At 59.0% G+C, this 23,329-nt stretch carries 21 protein-coding genes; 8 read left to right on the forward strand and 13 right to left on the reverse strand.

Annotation, left to right across the window (positions count from 1 at the left end; translation table 11 throughout):
- Window positions 1–13: 13 nt before the first annotated feature.
- Together queE and queC are read right to left on the reverse strand one after the other, a co-directional pair.
- A complete protein-coding gene (gene queE / locus ACTZWX_RS06110) occupies window positions 14–670 on the reverse strand; it encodes a 7-carboxy-7-deazaguanine synthase (protein WP_444713174.1) in 657 nt (218 codons plus the stop codon).
- Window positions 670–1,335 carry a 7-cyano-7-deazaguanine synthase QueC gene (gene queC / locus ACTZWX_RS06115; protein WP_444713175.1) on the reverse strand — a complete coding sequence of 222 codons (666 nt, stop codon included), beginning with the start codon at window positions 1,333–1,335 and terminating at the stop codon, window positions 670–672. The genes queE and queC overlap by 1 nt, the downstream gene beginning before the upstream one ends.
- A 150-nt stretch (window positions 1,336–1,485) precedes the next feature.
- On the opposite strand from queC, the gene ACTZWX_RS06120 reads away from it, so the two are divergent.
- Entirely contained in the window at window positions 1,486–1,998 is a 513-nt protein-coding gene (locus tag ACTZWX_RS06120) for a 3'-5' exonuclease (RefSeq protein WP_072675793.1), read from the forward strand.
- Here the strand turns inward: ACTZWX_RS06120 and ACTZWX_RS06125 are convergent.
- A complete protein-coding gene (locus ACTZWX_RS06125) occupies window positions 1,967–2,203 on the reverse strand; it encodes a hypothetical protein (RefSeq protein WP_058092893.1) in 237 nt (78 codons plus the stop codon). The two genes, ACTZWX_RS06120 and ACTZWX_RS06125, sit on opposite strands and share 32 nt — an antisense overlap.
- Window positions 2,204–2,773: 570 nt before the next feature.
- Here ACTZWX_RS06125 and ACTZWX_RS06130 point away from each other — a divergent pair.
- Complete coding sequence (locus ACTZWX_RS06130) at window positions 2,774–3,046, forward strand: hypothetical protein (RefSeq protein ID WP_058092894.1); 273 nt, start codon at window positions 2,774–2,776, stop codon at window positions 3,044–3,046.
- Window positions 3,047–3,071: 25 nt separating this feature from the next.
- Here ACTZWX_RS06130 and ACTZWX_RS06135 read toward each other — a convergent pair whose 3' ends face one another.
- Genes ACTZWX_RS06135 through ACTZWX_RS06145 form a run of 3 tightly spaced genes read right to left on the reverse strand, consistent with a single transcriptional unit; the run spans window position 3,072 to window position 7,594 of the window.
- On the reverse strand, window positions 3,072–3,485 hold the full coding sequence (locus ACTZWX_RS06135; protein WP_058092895.1) for a response regulator: 414 nt from the start codon (window positions 3,483–3,485) through the stop codon (window positions 3,072–3,074).
- A 28-nt stretch (window positions 3,486–3,513) separates the two neighbouring features.
- Window positions 3,514–4,059, reverse strand: a complete 546-nt coding sequence (locus ACTZWX_RS06140; RefSeq protein WP_444713176.1) for a hypothetical protein — start codon at window positions 4,057–4,059, stop codon at window positions 3,514–3,516.
- On the reverse strand, window positions 4,052–7,594 hold the full coding sequence (locus tag ACTZWX_RS06145; RefSeq protein WP_444713177.1) for a 7TM diverse intracellular signaling domain-containing protein: 3,543 nt from the start codon (window positions 7,592–7,594) through the stop codon (window positions 4,052–4,054). The genes ACTZWX_RS06140 and ACTZWX_RS06145 overlap by 8 nt, the downstream gene beginning before the upstream one ends.
- Before the next feature lie 164 nt (window positions 7,595–7,758).
- Between ACTZWX_RS06145 and ACTZWX_RS06150 the strand changes: the two genes are divergently transcribed.
- Window positions 7,759–8,772, forward strand: coding sequence for a hypothetical protein (locus ACTZWX_RS06150; protein WP_444713178.1), 1,014 nt, complete (start codon window positions 7,759–7,761; stop codon window positions 8,770–8,772).
- A gap of 2 nt (window positions 8,773–8,774) precedes the next feature.
- On the opposite strand, the gene ACTZWX_RS06155 is transcribed toward ACTZWX_RS06150, so the two are convergent.
- From ACTZWX_RS06155 to ACTZWX_RS06165, 3 genes are all read right to left on the reverse strand, one after another.
- A complete protein-coding gene (locus ACTZWX_RS06155; RefSeq protein WP_444713179.1) occupies window positions 8,775–9,002 on the reverse strand; it encodes a hypothetical protein in 228 nt (75 codons plus the stop codon).
- 107 nt (window positions 9,003–9,109) lie between these two features.
- Window positions 9,110–10,396 (reverse strand): serine hydrolase domain-containing protein, encoded by a 1,287-nt coding sequence (locus tag ACTZWX_RS06160; protein ID WP_230713238.1) that lies wholly within the window; start codon window positions 10,394–10,396, stop codon window positions 9,110–9,112.
- Window positions 10,397–10,467: 71 nt separating this feature from the next.
- Window positions 10,468–11,691: a diguanylate cyclase gene (locus ACTZWX_RS06165; RefSeq protein ID WP_444713180.1), complete on the reverse strand. Its 1,224-nt coding sequence runs from the start codon at window positions 11,689–11,691 to the stop codon at window positions 10,468–10,470.
- 135 nt (window positions 11,692–11,826) lie between these two features.
- Here ACTZWX_RS06165 and ACTZWX_RS06170 point away from each other — a divergent pair, with 135 nt between their 5' ends.
- Genes ACTZWX_RS06170 through ybaK form a run of 4 tightly spaced genes read left to right on the forward strand, consistent with a single transcriptional unit; the run spans window position 11,827 to window position 15,480 of the window.
- The gene (locus ACTZWX_RS06170) at window positions 11,827–12,210 is read left to right on the forward strand and encodes a c-type cytochrome (protein ID WP_444713181.1); all 384 of its coding nucleotides are present in this window, start codon (window positions 11,827–11,829) and stop codon (window positions 12,208–12,210) included.
- Window positions 12,211–12,222: 12 nt separating this feature from the next.
- Window positions 12,223–13,641, forward strand: a complete 1,419-nt coding sequence (locus ACTZWX_RS06175; RefSeq protein WP_444713182.1) for a D-arabinono-1,4-lactone oxidase — start codon at window positions 12,223–12,225, stop codon at window positions 13,639–13,641.
- Between the two features lie 6 nt (window positions 13,642–13,647).
- Complete coding sequence (locus ACTZWX_RS06180; RefSeq protein WP_444713183.1) at window positions 13,648–14,952, forward strand: DSD1 family PLP-dependent enzyme; 1,305 nt, start codon at window positions 13,648–13,650, stop codon at window positions 14,950–14,952.
- 57 nt (window positions 14,953–15,009) lie between these two features.
- Complete coding sequence (gene ybaK, locus ACTZWX_RS06185; RefSeq protein ID WP_072675800.1) at window positions 15,010–15,480, forward strand: Cys-tRNA(Pro) deacylase; 471 nt, start codon at window positions 15,010–15,012, stop codon at window positions 15,478–15,480.
- A gap of 97 nt (window positions 15,481–15,577) precedes the next feature.
- Here the strand turns inward: ybaK and ACTZWX_RS06190 are convergent, their stop codons facing one another.
- Window positions 15,578–17,821, reverse strand: a complete 2,244-nt coding sequence (locus tag ACTZWX_RS06190; protein WP_444713184.1) for an NADP-dependent isocitrate dehydrogenase — start codon at window positions 17,819–17,821, stop codon at window positions 15,578–15,580.
- A gap of 411 nt (window positions 17,822–18,232) precedes the next feature.
- Here ACTZWX_RS06190 and ACTZWX_RS06195 point away from each other — a divergent pair, with 411 nt between their 5' ends.
- On the forward strand, window positions 18,233–20,641 hold the full coding sequence (locus ACTZWX_RS06195) for a TonB-dependent siderophore receptor (RefSeq protein WP_444713423.1): 2,409 nt from the start codon (window positions 18,233–18,235) through the stop codon (window positions 20,639–20,641).
- A 39-nt stretch (window positions 20,642–20,680) separates the two neighbouring features.
- On the opposite strand, the gene ACTZWX_RS06200 is transcribed toward ACTZWX_RS06195, so the two are convergent.
- The 3 genes from ACTZWX_RS06200 to ACTZWX_RS06210 are packed head-to-tail and all read right to left on the reverse strand — an operon-like array spanning window position 20,681 to window position 23,323.
- Window positions 20,681–21,640, reverse strand: coding sequence for an ABC transporter substrate-binding protein (locus ACTZWX_RS06200; RefSeq protein WP_444713185.1), 960 nt, complete (start codon window positions 21,638–21,640; stop codon window positions 20,681–20,683).
- Window positions 21,637–22,470, reverse strand: coding sequence for a (2Fe-2S)-binding protein (locus ACTZWX_RS06205; RefSeq protein ID WP_444713186.1), 834 nt, complete (start codon window positions 22,468–22,470; stop codon window positions 21,637–21,639). The genes ACTZWX_RS06200 and ACTZWX_RS06205 overlap by 4 nt, the downstream gene beginning before the upstream one ends.
- The gene (locus ACTZWX_RS06210) at window positions 22,463–23,323 is read right to left on the reverse strand and encodes an ABC transporter ATP-binding protein (protein WP_444713187.1); all 861 of its coding nucleotides are present in this window, start codon (window positions 23,321–23,323) and stop codon (window positions 22,463–22,465) included. Before ACTZWX_RS06210 ends, ACTZWX_RS06205 begins: the two co-directional genes overlap by 8 nt.
- Between the last annotated feature and the right edge of the window lie 6 nt (window positions 23,324–23,329).

Genomic DNA, 23,329 nt, shown 5'->3' on the forward strand with positions numbered 1-23,329 from the left:
CCCGGGCAGTCTGTCAGTCAATGCCCAGAATCTTGTGCATTTGCAGGGTCAGGCGCCATCGCGGATGCGCGAGGCAATACTCGGTGGCTTTTTGGGTGTTGCTGCGTTTGACCGGGTCATCCCCCTGATCCGGTACAGACGGCGAGGCCATTGGTGACAGGAAATAGTGCCTGGCCCGAATTCCCAAAAACCGTTCCGGCTGGGCCAGAGGCTGGGGATACACCAGTTTCAGCTCATCACATTGGGTAATAACCACCTCGGCGTCGGCCTTCGGGCTGACACACAGCCAGTCGATTCCCTCCGGCGCCGGCAGGGTACCGTTGGTTTCCACCCCCACCTCGAAACCCGCCGCGTGGAAGGCATCAATCAATGGTTTGTCCAACTGCAGCAGGGGTTCCCCACCGGTGCAGACCACGTAGGGCCGGCCCGGGGCGTCGGGCCAAAGCTTACGAATATGTTCAGCCAGCTCCACGGCAGTCTCGAAACGCCCGCCATTCTGGCCGTCGGTACCGACAAAATCGGTATCGCAGAAGTGACAGACAGCCGCCGCCCGATCCTTCTCCCGTCCGGTCCACAGATTGCATTTACTGAACCGGCAGAATACCGCTGCCCGGCCCGCCTGGGCACCTTCCCCCTGCAGGGTGTAAAACGCTTCCTTTACCCGGTACATCAGGCGTGACTCTCATAAGCCAGGGGGTCTTTCAGGCCATGAGCGGCAAACGCCTCGAGGCGTTCAACGCAGGAACCGCAGCGGCCGCAGGACAGCTCCCGGCCGTTGTAACAGGTCCAGGTCTGGCTGTAGTCCAGGCCCAGCTTCAACCCCTCGCCCAGAATCTCGCCCTTGTCCAGCGCCATAAAAGGTGCCTCAACCGCCACCGGCTGGTAATTGGCCACCCGGCACACCGCATCCATTTTTCCGATAAATTCCGGCCGGCAGTCCGGGTAAATAGCATGATCGCCGCCATGGGCACCAAACCAGACCGCCTGTGCACCGGCCGTGACGGCATAGCCGGTGGCCAGCGACAGCAGGATCATGTTGCGGTTGGGTACCACCGTCGACTTCATGCTGTCTTCCTGATAGTGCCCCTCCGGCACGGCAATGTCTGAGGTCAGTGAGGACCCCGCCATCACCTCACTCATGGCGCGGATATCAATCACCTTGTGGGGAATCGCCTCCGCCTGACACACCGCAGCGGCCGCCTCCAACTCCCGTACATGGCGCTGACCGTAATTAAACGACAGTGCATGCACTTTATAGCCACGGGCCCGGGCAAGATGGAGCAGGGTAAAGGAGTCCATGCCCCCGGAATAGATAACGACAACGGTGTCAGTCATGGGGTATTCACCAGGAATAGAAGGGGATTTGTCATTGGGCTTTTACAAACCATGGCTATATTGTAACAGCGCCAGAGCCGCTTGGGTTCGCGTCATGGGAAGATCAGGGGTAAACTCGATGGAAAACGACAAACAGCCAGCAACGATTCAATGAACTCAGACAGCAGCCCGGCATTCATCGACTTCGAAGCATCCAGTCTCGATCTGATCGCAAGTTATCCGATCGAAGTTGGCGTGTGCATGCCCGATGGCAGCTTGCACAGCTGGCTGATTCGGCCGCACGTGCTTTGGCAGGACTGGTCTGAGAGCGCGGAAACCATACACGGCATTTCCCGTGCACGGCTGGAGCAAGAAGGCACACCGGTAGGGGAAGTGGCCCGGGCGCTGAACAGGCTGTTGCCGGAGCAGATCTTCTGCGACGCTTGGACGTTTGACAGCTTCTGGCTGCACCGGCTGTTCCGGGCCGCCGGCGAAACCCCGGAGTTCCAGCTGGAATCGGTGTCCATGCTGCTGAACCCGGCCCAGGTGCGGCAGTGGTCGGGCACCCGCCAGCAAGTCATTGCCGACCTGGGACTTCCGGTTCACCGAGCCGCCAACGACGCGCTGATCCTGCACAAAACCTGGGAGCGGGTTATTTGCCAGGGCGAAGCCGCAGTGCAATAACTTCCAGGCCGTCACGGACGGTGTGAAGCGTCCAGTAGGTGGCCAGGGCCATCAGAGCCGCACCCACCACGGTGAACGACAGATTTTCTCCAACTGCCTGCCCCTGGGCCATCATCAGATAAACGGCCACAGCGACAATCAACGCAAGCTCAACCATGAAATCGGAACGGAATTTGTTACGGGCAGATCCGGGTTCGTCGGGCATTTTCTTCGGTTTCAACCTCTGGGTTTCAGATAATTCAGGGCATTAAGTTAGCGTACGAATTATCGCAAAAATGACCTCAAGAGGCTGTACGGACTACCGGCTACGAACTAACCGAAACCACTCTGGCCAGCCAATCTCCGGGCAAAAAAAACGCAGCCAATTCGGCTGCGTAGAAAGGAGAGATCCATTCGATACCTGATACGGAGATACCGCGGATTGCACAACGTAAAACACGTGACGCTGCGAATTATCCTGATCGGCCTTCGCCACGTCTGTACGGGTTTGCCGAATCACCGGGGCTATTGCAAACCGGCCAATTGCCTATACACTGGTAAGTGAACCGAATCCAAAGAGCTGATATGACCAGGATGATTACCAAGACCACCGCTTACTCCGCCACCGGTTGCCGTCAGGGGCAGTCTGTGCGTGCCATGGTGAAAGACATCTAACGGCTTTCGGTCAGTCCCGGGAGCCATTGCGGCGACCGGGGCAGCTTCTCTGCCAAACCCCGGTTGCCTCAGGCCCCGGGGTTTTTTGTTTTTGCAGCCGCAGAACGACAAGGAGAACATCATGAGAAGACATCCGACAACCCGTGCAGCCAATCAGCCGATCAGCAATCGTCAGGCTCCGATCAAGCGCCCGGAAAAGCTGCCGCTGCTGGATGCGATTTGCAAGAAACTGAATCAGCGTGTCAATCTGGATGACGAACAGCGGGTGCTGGGCCTGTATGAACGAGGCTGGATTTTCAAAGGGGTTCTGAGCAATCTGGATGGATCCGAAGCGCGTTACGTGCGTGCCCTGGCCACCCGTTATAACTCCTGGATTGCCCGCCAGGTCGCCTGATTGCATTGACGATGCGCTGAACCGGTCAGTGGCGCCGGTTCAGCCCCTGCATCATCGCCATATCGCCGCCATGCACGATGGCGTAGTTATTCACCACATCGTGAATTTTTTCCTGGGAGTAGGGCTTGACCACATAGCCATTGGCGCCGGCACTGATTGCCCGCTGAATGCTCTCAATGGAGTCATCGGCGGTGACCAGCACGATATGCTGATCCTCCCGAATCTGCTTGAACCGCGTCATTAGCTCATGGCCATCCCCATCTGGCAAACCCAGATCCAGCAGAACAATATGGTACTCGCTGGCATCGAAAGCCGCCCGGGCCGAGGCCGCATCGGGGCATTCAGCCACTTGTGTGGCGCCCGCCTTGTAGAGCATTTCCGCGAGCCGTTCCCGCATCACGGGCTCATCTTCCACTACCAGTATTCTCAGATCCGTCATCCCTTGTCTCCTGTATTATCCGCACCGATCAGTAGCCATCGTTGCCGGTTCGTCTGGGCAAATCCAGGGGCGCGGGCCGGGGACGACCATCTTTCGACTGCGACGTGGCTTCAGACACCTCCGCCCCTGACTGCCCCTGGTTGGTACGCACCAGAATATTGGCGATACTCACCGCCGTGGTGTAGAGCGAAATGGCCACAATCAACAAGACCGGCTGCACAAACGCCACAAATCCCGGGACCTTTGCGTTGGCTGTGATACTCAGTATCAGGATAATCGCCGGGCCCAGCACCACCAACAACGTCAAGGCAATAAAGAACACAATACGCTCTTTGTAACGCCCAAGCTCTCGATTGGTCACCAGGCCAAGCACAAATTTGCCAATGGCCAGACCCGCCAGTATCGCTGCCGCGATGCTCAGGTCCGGGCGCATCAGCGTCTGGTAAAGATTGCCATCCCACAACCGCTGCATGGCAATCACCAGAAACGGAAACAGCACGAACAGAACGTCGGCGTAAGTACCATACATCATGCTGAGGGAATACTGTTCCTGTTGCTGTCGGTTTTCAGTCATTGGCCTGTTCCTGTGTTGTTTCCCGCTCATCTGGCGCTCCCTGCAGCGCCCGTTCAATCATCTCGTCCAGAGTTCTCAGCTCCTTGCCGATTCGCGCCCAATCCGGCGGATTTTCCCTCAATCGGTTTTCCAGGCTGGTCGCCTGGCGCGTCATCAAGGGGTAGCCCATGGCACCGGCCGTGCCTTTGATCTGGTGGCTTTCCATCTGCAGTGCGCTCGCATCCCTGGCCCGGAATGCCAAACGCATGCGTTCCCGCCGACCCTCAAGCCCGCCCAGAAAACGGGGCACCAGGTGTGCCAGATCATCGGAAGTGACCGCTGAGGCCGGTGACGCCACCAGGTACCGTTCCAGAATGGCCTGCAAATGCGACTGGTCGATCGGTTTGTTCAGCACCCCATCACAGCCCGCCGCCAGCAGAGCATCGTTCTCTGTCTGATCCCCGGCCGTGAAGGCAATGATCGGGCGGCGGAACCCGGCCTGGCGCAGCAGGCGGGTGGCGGCTACACCGTCCATTTCCGGCATATGGCGATCCATCAGGACCAGATGCACGGTGTCGGCCAGCGCAAGCCGGACGGCCAGATCGCCACTGGCGACCGGAACTGGCTCAACACCAAAGCGCCGCAACATCCTCTCAACCAGTAAACGATTGTCGTCGTTGTCTTCGGCAACCAGCACCTTACCCGAGTACTGGCGAGTATCGCCCTGATAGTCTTCAGGGCAAACCGTCAGGTACCGCGCCAGCACCTCGTAGAAGCGTTGTTTGTCGATGGGCTTGGCCAGATGCTCATTACAGCCCGCCAGCCGGTACTCGGCAATGTCTTCCGTCATTACGTTGGCTGTCAGGGCGATGATTGGGGTATTTACCCCGGCTTCTCTCAATGCCTGGGTGGCATCCCGGCCGTTCATCACCGGCATCTGGATGTCCATCAGAATCAGGTCAAAACGCTCCCGGCTAGCCAATTCCAGCGCTTCGGCCCCGTTACTGACGTGCACCAGTTCGGCACCGGTTCTGTCTACCAGCATGGATACCAGGCGCCGATTCACGTCGTTATCTTCAGCACACAGAATCCGGCCCTTGAGCCTGGGGGCCAACACCGTGGCGATACCCCGTCGGCGCTGGTTCAACTCCGAGGCGTCACGCAGAAAATGAACGTCGGCAAGGTCGCCGGTGCGAATGCAGACGTCAAACTCACTGCCCTCACCGTAGGTACTGGATACCCGGATACTGCCGCCAAGCAACTCGGCCAGCCGGCGGGAAATGCTGAGTCCCAACCCCGTTCCGCCATATTGCCGGGAGATAGCCGTGCTGCCCTGGGCGAAGGGATCAAACAGCCGCTCCAGTTGCTCCGGCTTCATGCCAATGCCGGTGTCCACAACCCGGGCACAGAGGGTTTCGGCTTTTCGGTCACAGCGCAAAATCAGAGAAATTGTGCCTTTTTCGGTGAATTTAAGCGCATTTCCACACAGGTTAATGATGATCTGCCGAAACCGGGTTGGGTCGGTCAGAATCTGCTCGGGCAGGGGAAAGTCGCAGATAATGGTGAATTCCAGGCCCTTTTCCCGGGCCCGGGGTTCGAAAAAGGCGCGAATCTCATCCAGCAAATCCGGCAGCATGACCGGTACCACATCGACATCGAGCTTGTTGGCATCGATCTTCGAGTGGTCAAGGATGTCGTTGATCAACTCCAGCAGATGCCGGCCACTGCGTACGACGGTCTCGGCGCTGCTGCGTTTCTCCCGCTCATCAAGGTCTGGGGCCAGCAGGGTTTCGCCATACCCGATAATGGCCGCCAGCGGTGTCCGGATTTCATGGCTCATGTTGGCCAAAAACTGGCTCTTGGCCTGGGCTGAGTGTCGGGCCAACTCTTTCTCCAGGCGCTCCTGCTCACGCTCCCGCTCGATTCGCTGGCGCTGGCGACTCTCGGTCGCATCAATGCAGGTACCTTCAAGGTGCAGGGGCTCGCCATCCAGATCGTAGGCCGTATGCAACGAGATGGTGGCCCAACGTTCAACACCACTGCGGGTGAAATAGCGGGCCTCAATACCCTTGACCATGCCCCGGACTTCCAGTTGCTCTACCACCAGGCGCCGCAGCCGGTCATCGGCGATGCAGGTTTCCAGAACGTCCGGGTTGTCCTGTAGCAATTCGCGGCTGCTGCTGTACCCCAACAACTCGGCCATCGCCGGATTGGCGGTGACAAAGCGGCGGTCTGGCGACATCTGGAACACCCCTTCAATGGCATTATCAAACAGCGACTGGTAGCGCTGGAGATTGGCCAGTGCCCTTTGGTTCCAGGCCAGCGCTTCGCCCTGAACCTGCTTGATGCGATCGGCAAGGGCAAAGGAAAACAGAATGATCTGGGCCACTAACCCAAACTGGGGTGCATAGGTAGTGAAGGTGTTCAGGGGCAGATACCCCATGACCGTCAGCGCATAGATCCCAAAACCGATCAGCGCCATGGTCCAGGCAAAGAAGTAGGACCGGGCCGCCGGGTTGTAATAGCGCCACGACAGGTAACTGACCACAATCAGGATCAGGCTCAACAGAATGGACCCCACCACAATCCATTCCATAGCCACCGAGTAGGGCATGAAGAACGACAACACGAAGGTGGCCGCCACCGAATACAGACACAGGCGGATAACCTGGTCCAGGTCCAGGGAACGCTGTTGGGTCTCGAGCAGCGAACGAGCCATCAGCAACCCGAAGAACCAGGTCAGGATGATCTGAAAATGCAGATAGGCCTTGTCCAGAATCGGTGGCCGGTTGTCCAGCAACTGAACCCCGTGCACCTGTTCGGTGGCAATAAACACCGCCGCGCAAATCAGGTACAGCACATAATAGATGTTACTTCGTTCCCGGACCGACACAGCAACAAACAGGTTATAGGCGAGGATGGCAAGGATGGCTCCCAACAGCACCCCCCTGACCGCTTCATCGATGGACACTTTCTCAATGTAACTGTCCGGGTGCCAGAGTGTTACCGGCAACCTGAAGGTATTGGTGGTGGTGGTTCGCAGATACACGGTGGTGGTGGCATCGGGCACCAACTGCAGGCGGAAGGTCGGGTTGGGCACGGCCAGATCCCGGTCGTCCCAGTTGTCGAGGTAGCCCGCACGGCGCTGCTCAACCACCCGACCGTCACGCACCACATACAGCCAGACTTCATCCACCAGTGGCAGCGCCAGCTCGAGTATCCAGTTGCTGGCAACCTGGCTGCCGCGGGTGGTCAGATCAAAACGGGTCCAGTAGGCCGAGTCGGTGTAACCGAAATTAAGCACGCCCCCCCGGTGCAGGCTGAACTGCTCCTTCGGCATGGCCAGGATGTCGTCAATGACCAGTTCATGACCGGCATCTTCCAGATACCAGATACAGCCATCGAGATTACGCACACTGCTGGTCGTACTATCCAGCACCACCGCCCCGGCAGGACAGGCGCTTTTCGCCTGCACCAGAGATGGCAGGGAAACAACAACCAGCATCAACAGGGCGACGAGCACCCGGTTGAGCGTTTCGGAAAACCGTTGCTGCAAAATGTGATCTCCGCGCGGGTAGCTGCGTGCTTTATCGTTTATTGTCAGCACAAGTCACTTTAGCCTTTCACCCGTTTTTTCGCACCCCGGGGCCACCTGAAATGAGACATTCCTGCCTTTTTGTTGCTGTTTCCCTGTCCGTCCTTACCCTGTCGGGGTGTCGGATGGAAAGCACCGGTTCCTCCGCGTTCAACCCGGCAACCAATGTTGACCTGGTGTTCTCAACCTTTGACCTGACCAACACCGAGCAGGCACCGGATACCCTCAGCTTCACCCGGTTCAGCGATTTCTACCAGGGCATACAACCCACTGGCGATGACGCCGACAACGAAGACCATCTGGCTACGGTGGAAGAAGTCCGGCGGCATATCGATATCTTTATCGGAGCACAGCCAGACGACACTGGCCAGGACTATACCCGGGTGCGTAACCCGCTGGACCTGATGAACCAGGTGATCAGCGTGGGCGGTATTACCAACTTTGATGAAGGCCGGCGCTATATCCGGGATCGTATCGCACTGTCCCAGGCCGGCAACTACAACACCCGCAGTGCCGGCGCCCGTATCCGGTTTACCGACCAGGCAGCGTCCTTCAGTCTCCAGCCCCTGAACGACTACGAATGGAACTACCAGACCCTCGATTGGCGATATCTGCCCGAGGGCCCCGAAGGCAGTGAGCTTACCGAAAAGGTCTATCGGACCATTCAGTATGTGGCCCGGAGCGTCACCGATGACGTCAGGGAAGAGCAGCCGGAGCTGCTGAGTGTGCTGGCCGGTTCCCGCTTTGACGCCTTGCAGTTCGTTGCCGATGGCTACAACCAGCCAGAATACGCCACCGCCGACTACGTCAGCCGGAATCACGGGGGCGTCGAGCTACGCCAAACCTTTGTAACCGACGCCCAACTCGACACACTGTTCATCAAGAATACCGAGCAGACGGTCATAGACCTGAGCCGTTACGGTGCCGATAACACGACGCCAGACTGCCTGCGGGTGGAGATCAACTACGCCATGGATACCGTGCATATCTACACCTCGGATGGCGAGCCTGCCCGCGTACCGGACGACAGTGCAGAAGAGGACGACGCAACGAAGCAGAATCCCAAAAACTGCGTCAACCAGAGCGAAGATCTGGCCATCGCCAACTGGAGCGCGGCGTCGGCCTCAACCCGCAAATAGGCTCACAGATCCCAGTTCTGCAGAAAGCCTTTCTTCCGGCTGATCATACGCTCGTAGGTGGAGATCATGATGGCCGCATGGGGGGCTTTGGTCAGGCGAAGGGTTTCGATACGGCGCTCAAGGCGCTGGACCTCGTCGCAGACCTGCTGTTGCACATGGCTGCGTACGCTGTCGTGCTGGTCCAGCTTGACGCGCTGAAGTTCAGGCGGGGGGAGTTCCGGCTTTTCCATGGTGCCTCATCCTTTGAGTCTGGTGAATAATCCGTTTCAGAATGCCGATTTTGCAGAACTGTCAGACAAAGTGCAATTAGAATGAACAAGGTTTCACTTTTACTGACTCAGGCAGCCACCAGCCTTCGCTTGTTTTCCGGCAACACCGGGAACTGCCTGCACACAGTATAGACAAATCTGGCCAGGGCCGGTAAATGATGACCCACTATCGGAAACCCGGTGTTGAGCAGGCTCACGGAAATATCCCGGGCCGGGTCCGCCCAACACAACTTGTTGATCAGACCTACATGGCCAAAGGCATAACGGCTCTGCTGCCCCCAGAGTCCTACCGGGTTACCGCCCAGCATCATGCCAGCGCTGAAGCGCATGGGGATCATCATGGTGCGGTCTATCTGCAATGAACCGAACTGATGGATGGCACGGCGGACGGTTAATTCACTGCAAATTCGCTGACCATTCCAGACCCCGCCATTGAGCATCATCTGGAAGAACCGGCCCATTTCCTCCGCGGTGCCACAGAGATTACCGGCGGGTATAACTGCCTCTTGGAAGCGCGGGTCGTTGGTGACTTTCTCCACCGTGCGAATGTCGCCGCCCAGGGCCCGGCTGACGATCCACGACAGCGGGAACATCGGGGTCGGGCCGGTTGCATAATTGGTAGCCAGTTCGTGCAGCTTCTCCGGAGCGATTCCGTAAGTGAACCACTTCATACCCATGGGTTTGCGCAGATACCGGTCCAGGTAATTTTCGATGGTATCGCCAGTAACCTTCTCCAACACCCGCTGCAACACAAAACCACCGGTAATAGCATGGTAAGCCACCTTCGCGCCGTCCACCTCGACCGGTTTGGCAGCGCACAGCAGGCGCCAGATTTCGTCACGCTCCCAGAGCACGTCTATGGGGGTCTCACGGGGAATCGCCGGAATACCGCCCCGGTGCGAGAGGATCTGGTGCACGGTGATGGTGCGCTTTCCGTTCTTGGCAAACTCCGGGCAATAGTAGGAAACCGGGTCCATCAGGTTAACCAGGCCCTGCTCTGCGAGCATGTGCATCAACAGCGCCGTCACCGCCTTGGAGGCGGAGAAATAGCAGATCGGGGTCTCCGTGGTCATCGGCAGCCTGGGCAGAGCGGCGGGATCATGGGGACCGTTGCCCCGGGTATGGCCCATGGCGCCATGCAGCACCTGCTCGCCCCGGTAACGAAGCGACAGCTGGATTCCCGGGTGCACACCGGTCCGGTACAAGCCCTCCACACTGCGCCAAACTGATTCCACGGCGTCCTGCGGTAAACCAACCCGATCCGGGTGTTCGGTGTCACGATTGCGGAACGTGACCGAGGTCAGGTCTTCCGGAATATCGCAGGTGTGCAGGGCACGGCGGGCGAGTGAATGCATAACGGACGCCTTTTATCGTTATTGAGAACTGGCCCCTCCCGGGACACTTGCTGGGGCCGAAATTTCAGCCTTTATCGGGTTTCATTATGAACCGGCTCGATCGGCTGCGCCATGGCCACACAGTTGCGACCCTGCATTTTGGCCTGATACATCGCCTTGTCCGCTGCACGGCAAAGTGTGTCCACTGTATGACCATGAACAGGATATACCGCAACACCCACGCTGATGGTTAATGGCACCGAGTGGCCAGACTCCAGCGGTATAGGCGCGTTACCTACCCGCTGGCGCAAACGCTCGGCGGTATCCCGGGCACCCTCCACATCCATTTCAGGCAGCACAATAACGAATTCCTCGCCACCAAACCGACCGACCGAATCGACACTTCTTACCCGGTCGGTGAGGATCTCACTCACCGCACAGAGCACGGTATCACCGGCGACGTGGCCCCAGCTGTCATTGATGTCCTTGAAGTGATCAAAATCAATCCACAACAGCGCCATCGGGCGTTCATAGCGGCGGGCGCGCTCCAACTCCTCCTCCAGCACCCTGGAGAACTCCCGCCGATTGAGCAGGCCGGTCAGAGGATCCCGGGTGGCCATCTCCTCCAGTTCGGTTTCCAGCTGTTTGCGGTCGGAGATATCCAGCACTATCCCCTCCAGGAAAACACTGCCGTCGTCGTGCTCGACACCGCAGCCACGCTCCCAGACCCACACCTTACGGCCGTCTTTGCGGGTAATGGCGTACTCCAGGGAAAAAGTCCGGCCTTTGCGCATCGCAATGGCGACCTCTTCAGACACCTGTTCGATTGCATCCGGGTCCATCAGGCTGGCATAGCTGACGAGCTTGTTGTTGATCAGGTCGTCGGGCAGATAACCGGTCAGCGGCTCACACCCGCCAGACACGAACAACATGGTCCAGCTGTCGTCGTTCCGGCAACGATAGGCCATGCCCGGGAGGTTATCCATCAATACCCGCAGTTGCTGCTCCCTCTGGCGCAGCGCCCGCCGCTGGTCCAGCTGGAGCGACAGCAACAAACGATCCTTGCTGAGCAAGCGCAGCATAACGGTGAATAACACCAGCGCGGTGACCACGACAAACAGAAACCCTTTCCAGGTTTGAATGGCTGACAGGGACCGGGGATCCGCAAACCAGATCTCCACCATCCGGTCGGAAAACGTAATCCAGATGATACCTGCCACCAGGTACACAAGGGTGGCCGACAGGGCTCGGCGCATAGGGCTTTGACTGCTACTCCAGCCGGTTTCTTTCCCTCGCTCTGGTTGTTCAGGCTGCATATTCTTCCTTTTGCCTTGGAGGCTTTCCTATAGGAAAAGTAGACAGTTTCACACGTTCAGTCGAGGCAAGGTTGCATTTTCCAGGCATTTCCACAAAACTAAACGTGACACATAGTTTCGTTTTGGGCAAAAACAATGATTCAACACCCTCTGCACCCTATTCACGCCAGGCTGCTGGTCAATACCAGCCTTGCCTTGATCATTGCCGGTTGTTCACCCTCCGGCCCCTCTGAACAGGCCATCCGGGACTATGCCGAAACGGCCCGTCCTCAAGACCCTGAACTTTCCGGCATCTATCAGCGCTCCTGCATGGCCTGTCACAGCCGGGGCACTTCGGATGCCCCCCTGACTGGTGACGGCGAAGCCTGGAACAGCCGCCTGAAGAAAGGCATGCACCGGCTGGTGGACAACGTGGTGGCGGGCATGGGTGGTATGCCGCCCTACGGCTTGTGCATGGACTGCGACACCGCAGAATTTCAGGCGCTCATCGAATTCATGGCGCGGCCGGCAGAAACCTGAGGTAGGTGTCATATGGAACGACGGCATTTTCTGCAATTGCTGGTCAGTACCGCCATCGCCGGGCATTCCCTGTCGCTGGAGGCAACACAGCAGGCGCCGGCACAGGCACAAAGCAACGCCGGGGGCAGCAAGTCCCCTTTGCCCTGGCGCAACTGGTCTGGTTCCCAGCAGTCGGTTCCTGCCATGCGTGTTGCCCCCCGGAGCGTCGCCGAGCTGCAGGAACTCCTTGCCGCTCCAGGCCATCGACACCTGCCCGTTCGCCCCGTTGGGTCTGGCCATTCGTTCTCCGCCCTGGTACCCACCGACGGCATTCTGGTGTCCATGGCTCGCCTGAGCGGCGTTCTGGAGCATGATGACAGCCGGTGCCAGGCCAAGGTGGCCGCCGGCACCCTGCTCGGGCAACTGGGCCAACCTCTGGATGCGATTGACCAGGCCCTGTTCAACATGCCCGATATAGACCAGCAATCCCTGGCGGGGCTTCTGGCCACTGCAACCCATGGCACTGGTAGCAAGCTGATGTGCTTGTCTGGCTACGTGACGGCGCTGACACTGGTCACCGCCAATGGCGAGATGATCGAGTGCAGCCAGGACCGGCATCCGGACCTGTTCCAGGCAGCCAGGGTGGGGCTGGGCTGCCTGGGCATTGTGACTGACGTTACCCTGCAGAATACCCGCCCGTACCGGCTCCGGAAAACCACCGAATGGCTGGCCCTGGAAGACATTCTGGCAACGGCGGATACCCTCGCGGACCGCCATCGCAACCATGAGTTTTATTACATCCCGTTCTCCGGTATGGGGTTCACCAGCACCCACGACCTTACGGACGAACCCCACTCGGCAACCCCGGCACTGGACCAGAACGACGGCGCGCGAGATTTGCAGAAAGCCCGCGACTACCTGGCCTGGTCCCCCAGGCTGCGGCGATTGATTCTCGGGGGTTACATGCGCACCCTGGCCCGGGAGCAGAAGGTGGCGCCGTCCTGGCAGAACTACACCAGTGACCGCAATGTGCGCTTCAATGAGATGGAGTACCACCTGCCCAGGGAAAACTGGCTAAAGGCCTTCCGGGAGGTGGTGGATCTGGTTGAAAACCGTTTTCCGGAGGTGTTCTTTCCCTTCGAGGTACGTTTTGTACAAGCCGATGATGCCTGGCTCAGCCCATTCTATCGGCGGGATTCGGTATCCATCGCCGTCCACCGGTTTTTCGAGGACGACTACCAGCCGCTCTTTGCCGCAGTGGAGCCGATATTCCGCCGGTATGGTGGCAGGCCTCACTGGGGCAAGCTGAACACGCTTAGCGCCGCTGAATTCCGGACGCTGTACCCGAAATGGCAGGCGTTCTGTGACGTAAGGGAAAGTCTCGACCCGAACGGCCGTTTCCTGAACCCTTACCTGGCCGGCCTTTTTAACGACAACATCTCCCACGGATAACCCACCATGGCTCACAGCGACGCGTTCCGTCAGCAAAGGCGCAAACTCATTCTGGCCGGGGTGGCGGCCGGCGGCCTGGGTACAGCCGCATGGCTCCGGCCCCCAGCTATTTGCGATGGCCACTCAGACTACTTCCGCGCCCTGTCCCGAGCGCTGGATGCCAGCGGGCTGGCCACACCCACCCTGGTGATTGACCAGCAACGCCTGGACCACAACATTCAGCTGTTGCTACAACACCTTGGCGACGACTTCGACTACCGGATTGTGGTGAAATCCCTGCCTTCGGTGCCCTTGCTGGAGCACGTAATGGCCAACACCGGCACCCGGCGGCTGATGCTGTTTCACCAGCCTTTCCTCAACCAGATTGCCAGATCCATCCCTGACGCCGACATTCTGCTGGGCAAACCGTTACCGGTCGCGGCGGCTGCCCGTTTCTATGATCGGCACCCGGCTGACCAGAACGACTTCCAGCCCCGACAGCAACTGCAATGGCTGATCGACTCTCCACGCCGGTTGGCGCAATACGAGCAACTGGCCCGGCAACGGAACGAGCCTATGCGGGTGAACCTGGAACTGGATATCGGCCTGCACCGGGGTGGTTTCAACGATGATCAGCTGCTATCCCGGGCGCTGTTGGACATAGAGCAATCCCGCTGGCTGAGCTTCAGCGGTTTTATGGGTTATGAACCCCATATCGTGAAAGCACCGGGGCCAACGGACTGGTTGTGGCAAAAGGCCATGGCCCGTTACAACCGGTATGTTTCACTGGCCCGGAACACCCTGGGGCGTGACCTGGCAGGGCTTACCTTCAACACCGGAGGCTCCACCACGTACCAGTTATATCGGGGCCGGGCCAACAGTGTTTCCGCCAACGAACTGGCGGCCGGCTCCGGCCTGGTGATGCCCACGGATTTCGACCTGGCCTCCCTGGCGGGCCACCAGCCTGCGGCTTTCATTGCCACGCCGGTGCTGAAACTGCAGGAAGCCAACCGGATTCCCGGCACACCGGGCCTTGGCCGACTGCAGCGATTCTGGAACCCCAACCGGGCCAGGGCGGTCTTCATTTACGGGGGCAACTGGAAGGCTCGGCCAGTGTCACCGGCGGGGCTGACAACCAATCCGGTGTTCGGACGCTCCAGTAATCAGGAGATGCTTAACCTGGCCGCCGGGGTGCCACTGCAGGAAGACGACTGGGTATTCCTGAGGCCGCAGCAGAGCGAGTCTGTGTTTTTGCAGTTCGGCGATCTCGCCGTTTTCGATGCCAGACTGGGGCAGATTTCCGGTTACTGGCCGGTGGTGCCAGAGGGATGACGTCGCCGGCAGTGCATGCTTTAATTCCGCCGACCATCGATCATTACGGGACCCGGCATGACCCCTGGAATTCTTGCGGCCAAGAAGGCCAAAGTGAACTACACCATACATGAGTACGACCACGACCCGGCGGCCGAGAGTTACGGTGGTGAAGCCGCGGCGAAAATGGGCGTGGCGCCGGAGCGCGTATTCAAGACTCTCGTGGTGAGCCTGGATGACAAGGAACTGGCGGTCGGCATTGTGCCGGTGACCGCCATGCTGGGCCTCAAGCAGATCGCAAGGGCAGCCGGGGCAAAGAAAGCCGCCATGGCGGACAAACAGCTGGTCCAGAAAACCACCGGTTATGTTCTGGGCGGTGTCAGCCCTCTGGGCCAGAAAAAACGGCTCCGAACGTTTATCGACAGCACCGCCCATCACTTCCCGACGGTGTTCGTCAGCGCTGGCAAACGTGGCCTCGAGATTGAGCTGGCGCCAGACGACCTGGCACGCCTGACCAATGGCCTGTTAGTGCCGCTGCAGCAGGACTGACCCTGGTAGCAAGCACAAAAAAAACCGGGCAACCATGGGCAGCCCGGTTTTTGTCGGTCACGGCCGGAGCAGGCTCCGGCTGGCAGAACCGCTGGCCTTACTTCACGGAGTCCCGTGCATCGGCCAGGATCTTGTTGAAGGTCGCGCTTGGCTGCATCACCTCACACACCTTCTCCATGGGCGGGTGGTAGTAACCACCGATATCGGCCGGGTGGCCCTGCACCACGGTCATTTCTTCCAGGATCTTGTCCTTGTTCTCTTCCAGCTGCTTGGAGAGCTTGGCACAGAACTCTTTCAGCTCCTTATCATCATCCTGTTTTGACAGCTCCTCCGCCCAGTAACGGGCCAGGTGGAAGTGGGAACCCCGATTGTCCAGCTCACCGGTGACACGAGACGGAGACTGGTTGTTTTCCAGCAGGCGCTCGGTGGCTTTGTCCAGGGTCTGGCCCAGCAGGCGGGCACGCTGGTTGTCCTGTTTCTCACCCAGTTCATCCAGAGACACCGCCGTGGCCAGGAACTCACCCAGGGAATCCCAGCGCAGGTGGTTTTCCTGAATCAGCTGCTGTACATGCTTGGGCGCAGAGCCGCCGGCGCCGGTTTCGTACAGACCACCACCGTTCAGCAACGGTACGATGGACAGCATCTTGGCACTGGTGCCCAGTTCCAGAATCGGGAACAGGTCGGTCAGGTAGTCCCGCAGCACGTTGCCGGTTACCGAGATGGTGTCCAGACCACGAATCAGGCGTTCCATGGTCCAGCGGATGGCGCGAACCGGCGACTTGATGTGGATTTCCAGACCATCGGTGACCAGCTCGGCCAGGTACTTTTCAACCTTCTTGATCAGCTGGGCATCGTGGGCGCGCTCATCGTCCAGCCAGAACACCGCCGGCGTGCCGCTGGAGCGGGCACGGTTGACGGCCAGCTTGACCCAATCACGGATCGGCAGGTCTTTGGTCTGGCAGGCACGCCAGATATCGCCTTCCTCAACCTTGTGCTCGGTCAGTACGGTGCCGTCTTCGGCCACCACGCGCACAATGCCGTCTTCCTTCATTTCGAAGGTCTTGTCGTGAGAGCCGTACTCCTCAGCTTTCTGCGCCATCAGGCCCACGTTCGGTACGGTACCCATGGTGGTGGGGTCAAACGCGCCGTGGGTCTTACAGAAGTTGATCACTTCCTGATAGATGGTGGCGTAGGTGGACTCCGGCATAACCGCCTTGGTGTCCTTGAGCTTGCCATCACGGGCCCACATCTTGCCGGAGTTGCGGATCATCGCCGGCATGGAGGCATCAACAATCACGTCGCTCGGTACGTGCAGGTTGGTGATGCCTTTAACGGAGTCCACCATGGCAATTTCCGGGCGGTGCTCGTAGCACGCGTGCAGGTCTTCCTGGATCTGCTCCTGCTTGGACTCCGGCAGCTGCTTGATCTTCTCGATGACGGAAGACAGGCCGTTATTCGGGTTAACGCCGATTTCCTTGAACAGGTCGCCGTATTTGTCGAACAGCTCCTTGTAGAAAACCTTCACCGCGTGACCGAACACGATCGGGTGGGAGATTTTCATCATGGTAGCTTTAACGTGCAGGGAGAACATCACGCCGGTTTTCTCGCAGTCGGCAATGGCGTCTTCGAAGAACTTCACCAGGGCCTTCTTGCTCATGAACATGCCGTCCAGCACTTCGCCTTCCTGCAGCGGCAGGTCGGACTTCAGCACCGTCTGTTTGCCCTGTTTGTTCTCAAACACGATGCGGGCGTTGGTGGCCTTGTCCAGGGTGACCGATTGCTCACTGGAGTAGAAGTCACCACCGCGCATGTGCGCTACGTGTGTACGGGACGCCGGGCTCCACTCACCCATACTATGGGGGAACTTGCGGGCAAAGGCTTTTACCGCAGCCGGCGCACGGCGATCGGAGTTACCTTCACGCAGTACCGGGTTAACAGCACTGCCCAGTACTTTGGAGTAACGGGCGTGGATTTCTTTCTCTTCGTCGGTTTCCGGGTGTTCTTTGTACTCCGGAACCTTGTAGCCCTGCTCGTTCAGCTCTTTGATGGCGGCACGAAGCTGGGGAATGGAGGCGGAGATGTTCGGAAGCTTGATGATGTTGGCGTCCGGATCCTTGGTGTACTCACCCAATTCAGCCAGGGCATCCGGAACGCGCTGGTTTTCTTCAAGGTAGTCCGGGAAGCCTGCCAGAATACGCGCCGCGAGAGAGATGTCGCTGGTTTCAAAGTCGATGCCAGCCGGCTTGGCGAAGGTTTCCAGGATGGGAAGCAGTGACCGGGTGGCGAGGGCGGGGGCCTCATCGGTCAGTGTGTAGACAATCTTGGCTTTGGATGTTGTCATTTTCGTCCTCAGGCAAATGGGTGGGTTCAGGACGGTCATGGCACGGTCAGGCGTCTTGTGAACGGCTGGTTATGCCGATGACTGATTCGGAACTTTTGATAGACCTACTAAGATAGCATTTTTTACCAAACTTTGGTTACGATCTTAGTATAAGAACGGACTAAAAATGCCTGATCTTCGGTTACAGGACGATGAAATGGCGGGAATTTACGAAACTTTCTAACATTTATCAGGTTTTCCGGTTGACGTAATTCGATGGACCGGAATTCAGAATGTACCTGCTCGGACCAGACATCCTTTCTCATAGAAAAGTTCCCCTTTTTCCATGCGCCGGGGCATGAAATGCAAATGCTATGAATTTGTATTTGCAACAAAGGAGAGAACACCTTGAACTCATTCAAGCGCCACCATATGGCCCTGGCGATCGCTGCAACTCTGGCAGCACCCGCGGCAACATTTTCCCCATCAGCAATAGCTCAAGAAGCTAAAACAACTCAGGAACTAACTCAGCAGGTCGACTTTAGCATCCCCGCAGGCCCATTAAGCACCGCACTCGGGAGATTTGCGGATCAGGCAAACATACTGCTATCAGCAGACAGTACTCTGACGGACGGCAAGCAAACAAGCGGCGTGAGGGGAGCAATGCCCACAGCCCAGGCTCTGAACCAGCTACTGTCCGGTACCGGCCTGAGCTACCGCGTCACCGGGTCTGACAGTATCACAATCACTCGGAGTAACGATGTTGAAGGCGAGGGTACAGAGACCCTGGCACCAATAATGGTCAGCGGCTGGCGGACCTCCACGACCGACGATTACAGAGCCAGCCTTGTTTCATCCGCAACAAAAACCCAGGAGCAGCTCGTCGATGTGCCCGGCACCGTGTCGGTTGTTACAGAACGAGCAATAAGAGACCAAAACGCAACCACTGTCACCGAGGCTCTGCGCAACGTGCCTGGCATCGGGGTAGGCCCCAACCCGGCGAATGTGTCAGTGCAGGAAGAAGTCAGTATCCGCGGTTTTGAATCCGCCCTGATTCGAGTAAACGGTGTTCAGCGCCGCTCGACCGGCCCCATGAGCACAGCCAACATCTCCTCAGTGGAGGTGCTTAAAGGCCCATTCTCCGTACTTTATGGTGACCTTTCCCCCGGGGGGTTCGTCAATGTGCAGACCAAACGTCCCCAGGCTGAGGCGGCAAGATCGGTGTCAGTTAGCAGCTCAAAAGTGACAGGCAGTAGCGGCCATAGCTTCGATGGCAGCATTGACCTCACAGGCCCACTTAACGATGATCGGTCCTTACTGTACCGATTCATCGCCTCCGGCGAGGATGGCGATTCATTTGTCAGCGACAATGATCGACAACAGGTTTTCTTTGCACCCTCTTTGTCCTACTTAACCGAAGACGAACGGCTGCGGGTAGACCTCGATCTCACGTACCTCAGCAACGATGAAACCTTCGAATTCGGTGTACCTACTCGCAACAACCGGCCCGACGACCGCATTGACTACAGTGCATTCCTGGGCTCTAAAGACTCTAGCAAAGAGACAAAAGATTATTCTGCAGAGGTACGTGCCGAGTATGCGCTCTCGGACTTGACCAAAGTAGATGCCGCATTGACATGGCATCTCAATGAACACGATTCTCGCGCCCTTCGCCCATTCGGCGGCCCGGGACAGCAGGTAGCGGGTGATGACACTGTGCGGCGCAGCTACAGCCTCCGCGTGTTCGACTCGGAAGACAAGCAGTTCGAGACAAACCTGATCCATGAGGTGCTGACTGAGAACGTCGAGTGGCGTTTCCTCGCTGGCGCGGACATCCGCGAGACAACGGTGAAAGACGCCGGCCCGGGGCGAGCCAATATTGCCAATTTCGATCGTGTGAATGTCCTGGACCCCGATAACTCAAGTGCCCTACCTTCATTAAATGACCCTCGATTGACGTTCTTCCCAGAATCCAATCAGACTACCGAATCTTGGGGAGCATACGTACAGGCAGAAGCCTGGATTCAGGACAGGGTGAAACTGATCGCTGGCGCCCGATACACCGACATAGAGTATACCTATGAAGACGCGGACCCCTTCCTGTTTGTGGAGCAGGCCGACAAAGTGAGCCCGAGAGCCGGCATCCTTTTCAAAGTCACCCCCACCACATCACTCTACGGTAGCTATTCCACTTCGTTCGAACAGCCCCTGAGCTTCGACCCCGCTAATCCTGCCGACCCAACCGAGGCCGAGCAGTGGGAAGCAGGTGTGAAGCAGGGGTTCATGAATGGCCGTCTTTATGCCACCGCCAGTGTTTTCAAGATTGTTCAGGAAAATATCCCTCAGCCGGACCCCAACGATCCGAATAGCACCATTCAGATTGGCGAGGCAGAGACCAGCGGCATGGAATTTGAGTTGAATGGCTCTCTGACAGAGCAATTGGATATCATCGCCGGCTATGCCTATCTGAAGAACCAGGTCTCAGATGCGACAGATGGTACCGAGGGCAACCGTCTGCCGAGCACACCACGTCATTCCGGAAGTATCTGGCTCAACTACCAGGTCTTTGACCAGGGTGTCCGAGGCCTGACAATCGGTGCCGGCCTGTTCGCCAAGGGTGAACGATTCACCAGCGTACAGAACCAGAACACCATGCCGGGATACGCCACCGTGGATGCCAACGCCCAGTACCGCTTCCGTTACGCCGACAGTAACGTGACGGTGCAGGCCGGTCTGAAGAACGTGTTCGATCGGGAGTACTACACTGGTGGCTTTGGCGAGGGCATTGCCTTCCGCGGAGAGCCCAGAACCGCTTACCTCAAACTCACCACTGACTTCTGAGTCGGCCTACCTGACGGGGCAAGCAACCGCTTGCCCCGCTCAATCCGCGGCGCCGGACCTAGCGTCCAGCGCCTGCTTTACCTCCCGCAACATCTCAAGTGCACCCAGCGGGCCATGGTTGGTCCAGGCAATACCCTGAACGCCCTGCACTGCATCTTCCGCTACTGCGTCTGCCCTTTGCCACACTGGATGCTGCAGGTAACGGTCGAGCGGTTCCTCCAGGTTGTAGAGGATGAAAAAGAGGAACTCTGCCTCAATCCCCGGCACCCGCTCCAGCGACAGATCGTAAATCGCCGAGGGACTGTCCGGTGTCACCGAACTGTCCTCCACGGGGACCTCGATCTCCAGTCCGGCTTCCACCAGCAGGCGCCCGGCGTTCGAACCCGGGCCATAGAGCCACGCGGCAAACTGCCTCGGCCGGACAATCCCGATCTCAGTGCCTCCGTGGGCCTGCCTGATGGCCTGCTGCAGGTGTCTCAGTTCCTCGATGAGAGCGTCGGCCTCGGCGGTGGCATCCAACGCCTCAGCAATCAGTTGCATGGGCGGCCGGAAATCGCGAACGAACGGCACCACCAGCGTGGGCGCGATCAACGACAGCTGGCGATAGAGGGTTGCCGCCTGCCAGGGATAGGCAATGATAAGGTCAGGCTGTACCACCGCGATCGCTTCCAGATTGGGTTCCGCGGTGGTACCGACGGAGCGGATGCCGGCAGCCATGGCTTGCTCCCGTATCGCCGGCGGCCAGACGTCGGGGTCATCGCCACCGGCCAGTCCATAGGTGGCGCTGAGCGCGGGCGGGAAACCCAGGGCGATCAGGCTGTCGGTCACGGCCGCCGGCTCCAGCGAGACAATCACCTCGGGTTTTTCGGCTAATCGTATCTCACCGAATTCGTGTTCTATGGTCTTGGGGTACCCGGCATGGGCCACACCAACGAGGCCACCAGCACCCAGCAGGCCGGCCAGCGCCACCCCCCCGGCCAATCCCCGCAGTCGGGTCATGGTTTCGCCTCCATCTGTGCATCAAAATGCTCACCCCAGCGCTCGTTCCGGTTCTCCTTGCTGCGCAGAGGGCAGGTAAAGCAGTAGCGATTCTCGCGCCGCGTGTAGAACAGGCAGCAGGTATTGCGAATCCGGTGCCGGAACACCCGGCCGCGATGGGGAAAATCCCGGAATCCGGCCTTTCCCCACAAGGGCGGCCCGCCGTGGCCAAGCATTTCTGCATAGCGGAACCCCTCGGCTTCTCCCCGGAATTCCCGCGCAAACCACCACACCGCGACAATGGCCAGATCCGCCACAACCTTTAGCTGGGTGCGAAGCCCGCGCCGCGCGGGGCGGGCCAGCGTCTCGGCCAGGGGCCGGTATAAATCGTGCAGCTGCGCCAGCAGGCGCTGGCCCAGTTGTTCAACAGTTTCAACAACCACGGCATCCTGGTGGTCCGCAGAAGCATCGCTTGCAAGACAGGCAAAAGCGGGATCACTGAACCCCGGGGCCGAGCAGACACCGTCGGCGTCGTAATTCACCCAGATGTCCCGGGGGCCAGCCAGGGGAACCCGATGGTGGAGTACGAAACAGCCGGCCAGAGCAGAGACCGTGTGTTCCACGGTTTTCTCGAACAGCCACGCTGCGCCGAACCGCGGATCCTCGCTGTCCCAGACCTCGGGAAGCCGGGTCAACAGCCAATCCAGGCGACCTCTCGCGGCCGGTAATTCCGCCAGCGAGTTGTACCCGCCCGGTGGGCTGGGCGCCAGCCAGGACAAGTCGTCACCGCCCTCGCGTGCCACTGCCGCCAGAGATTCGGCCAGGGGTGACTCCGCCCAGTTCTCAGCCATGACGGACCTCCCCGCTGTGTGATACCGGTTCGCTCTCTGGCTCCTGCTCTGCCCCGATGGGCACATTCACCCCCACAGCGCTGCGCGGAACTACCATGGGGCTGCCGGTCAGCGGGTCAGACAGTATCAGGCTGTCGATGGCAAAAACCCGGCGGACGAGCTCTGCGGTCACCACCTTCCGGGGTGGGCCCACCGCTTCAATGCCGCCATTACGCATGGCAATCAGGTGATCGGCGTAACGGCTGGCCTCGTTCAGATCATGCAACACCATCACAATGGTGGTTCCCCGCTCCCGGTTAAGGCGGTGCAACAGGTCCAGAACCTCCAGCCGATGGGCAATGTCCAGGAAGGTGGTGGGCTCGTCCAACAGCAAAATCTCGGTCTGCTGGGCCAGGGCCATGGCAATCCAGGCGCGCTGACGCTGGCCGCCGGACAGCTCGTCCATCGGCCGGTGCTGCAGTTCCAGAATGCCGGTCAGGGTGAGGGCCTCGGTGACCGACCGCTCGTCCTCAGGCCGCCAGGTGGCGAAGAGACCCTGGTGGGGGAACCGGCCCCGACCCACCAGATCCCGCACGGTCAGGCCCTCGGGGGTAACCGGCGATTGCGGCAACATACCCAGACGCCGGGCCAGATGCCGGGTGGGCAGCTGGTGTACGGATTTACCGTCGAGCAACACCTCGCCTGAACTGGGCTTGAGAAGGCGGGCCACGGATTTCAGGAGGGTGGATTTACCGCAGGCATTGGCGCCGACGATCACTGTGATGGCGCCCTCGGGAAAAACCACGGAAAGGTCATCAATCACCGGCCGGCCGGCGTATCCCAGGGTCACTTGCTGTGCACGCAGATCGGGCATGGTCGG

This window comes from Marinobacter sp. NSM, from assembly GCF_052380025.1.
In the GTDB taxonomy this organism is placed as follows: Bacteria; Pseudomonadota; Gammaproteobacteria; order Pseudomonadales; family Oleiphilaceae; genus Marinobacter.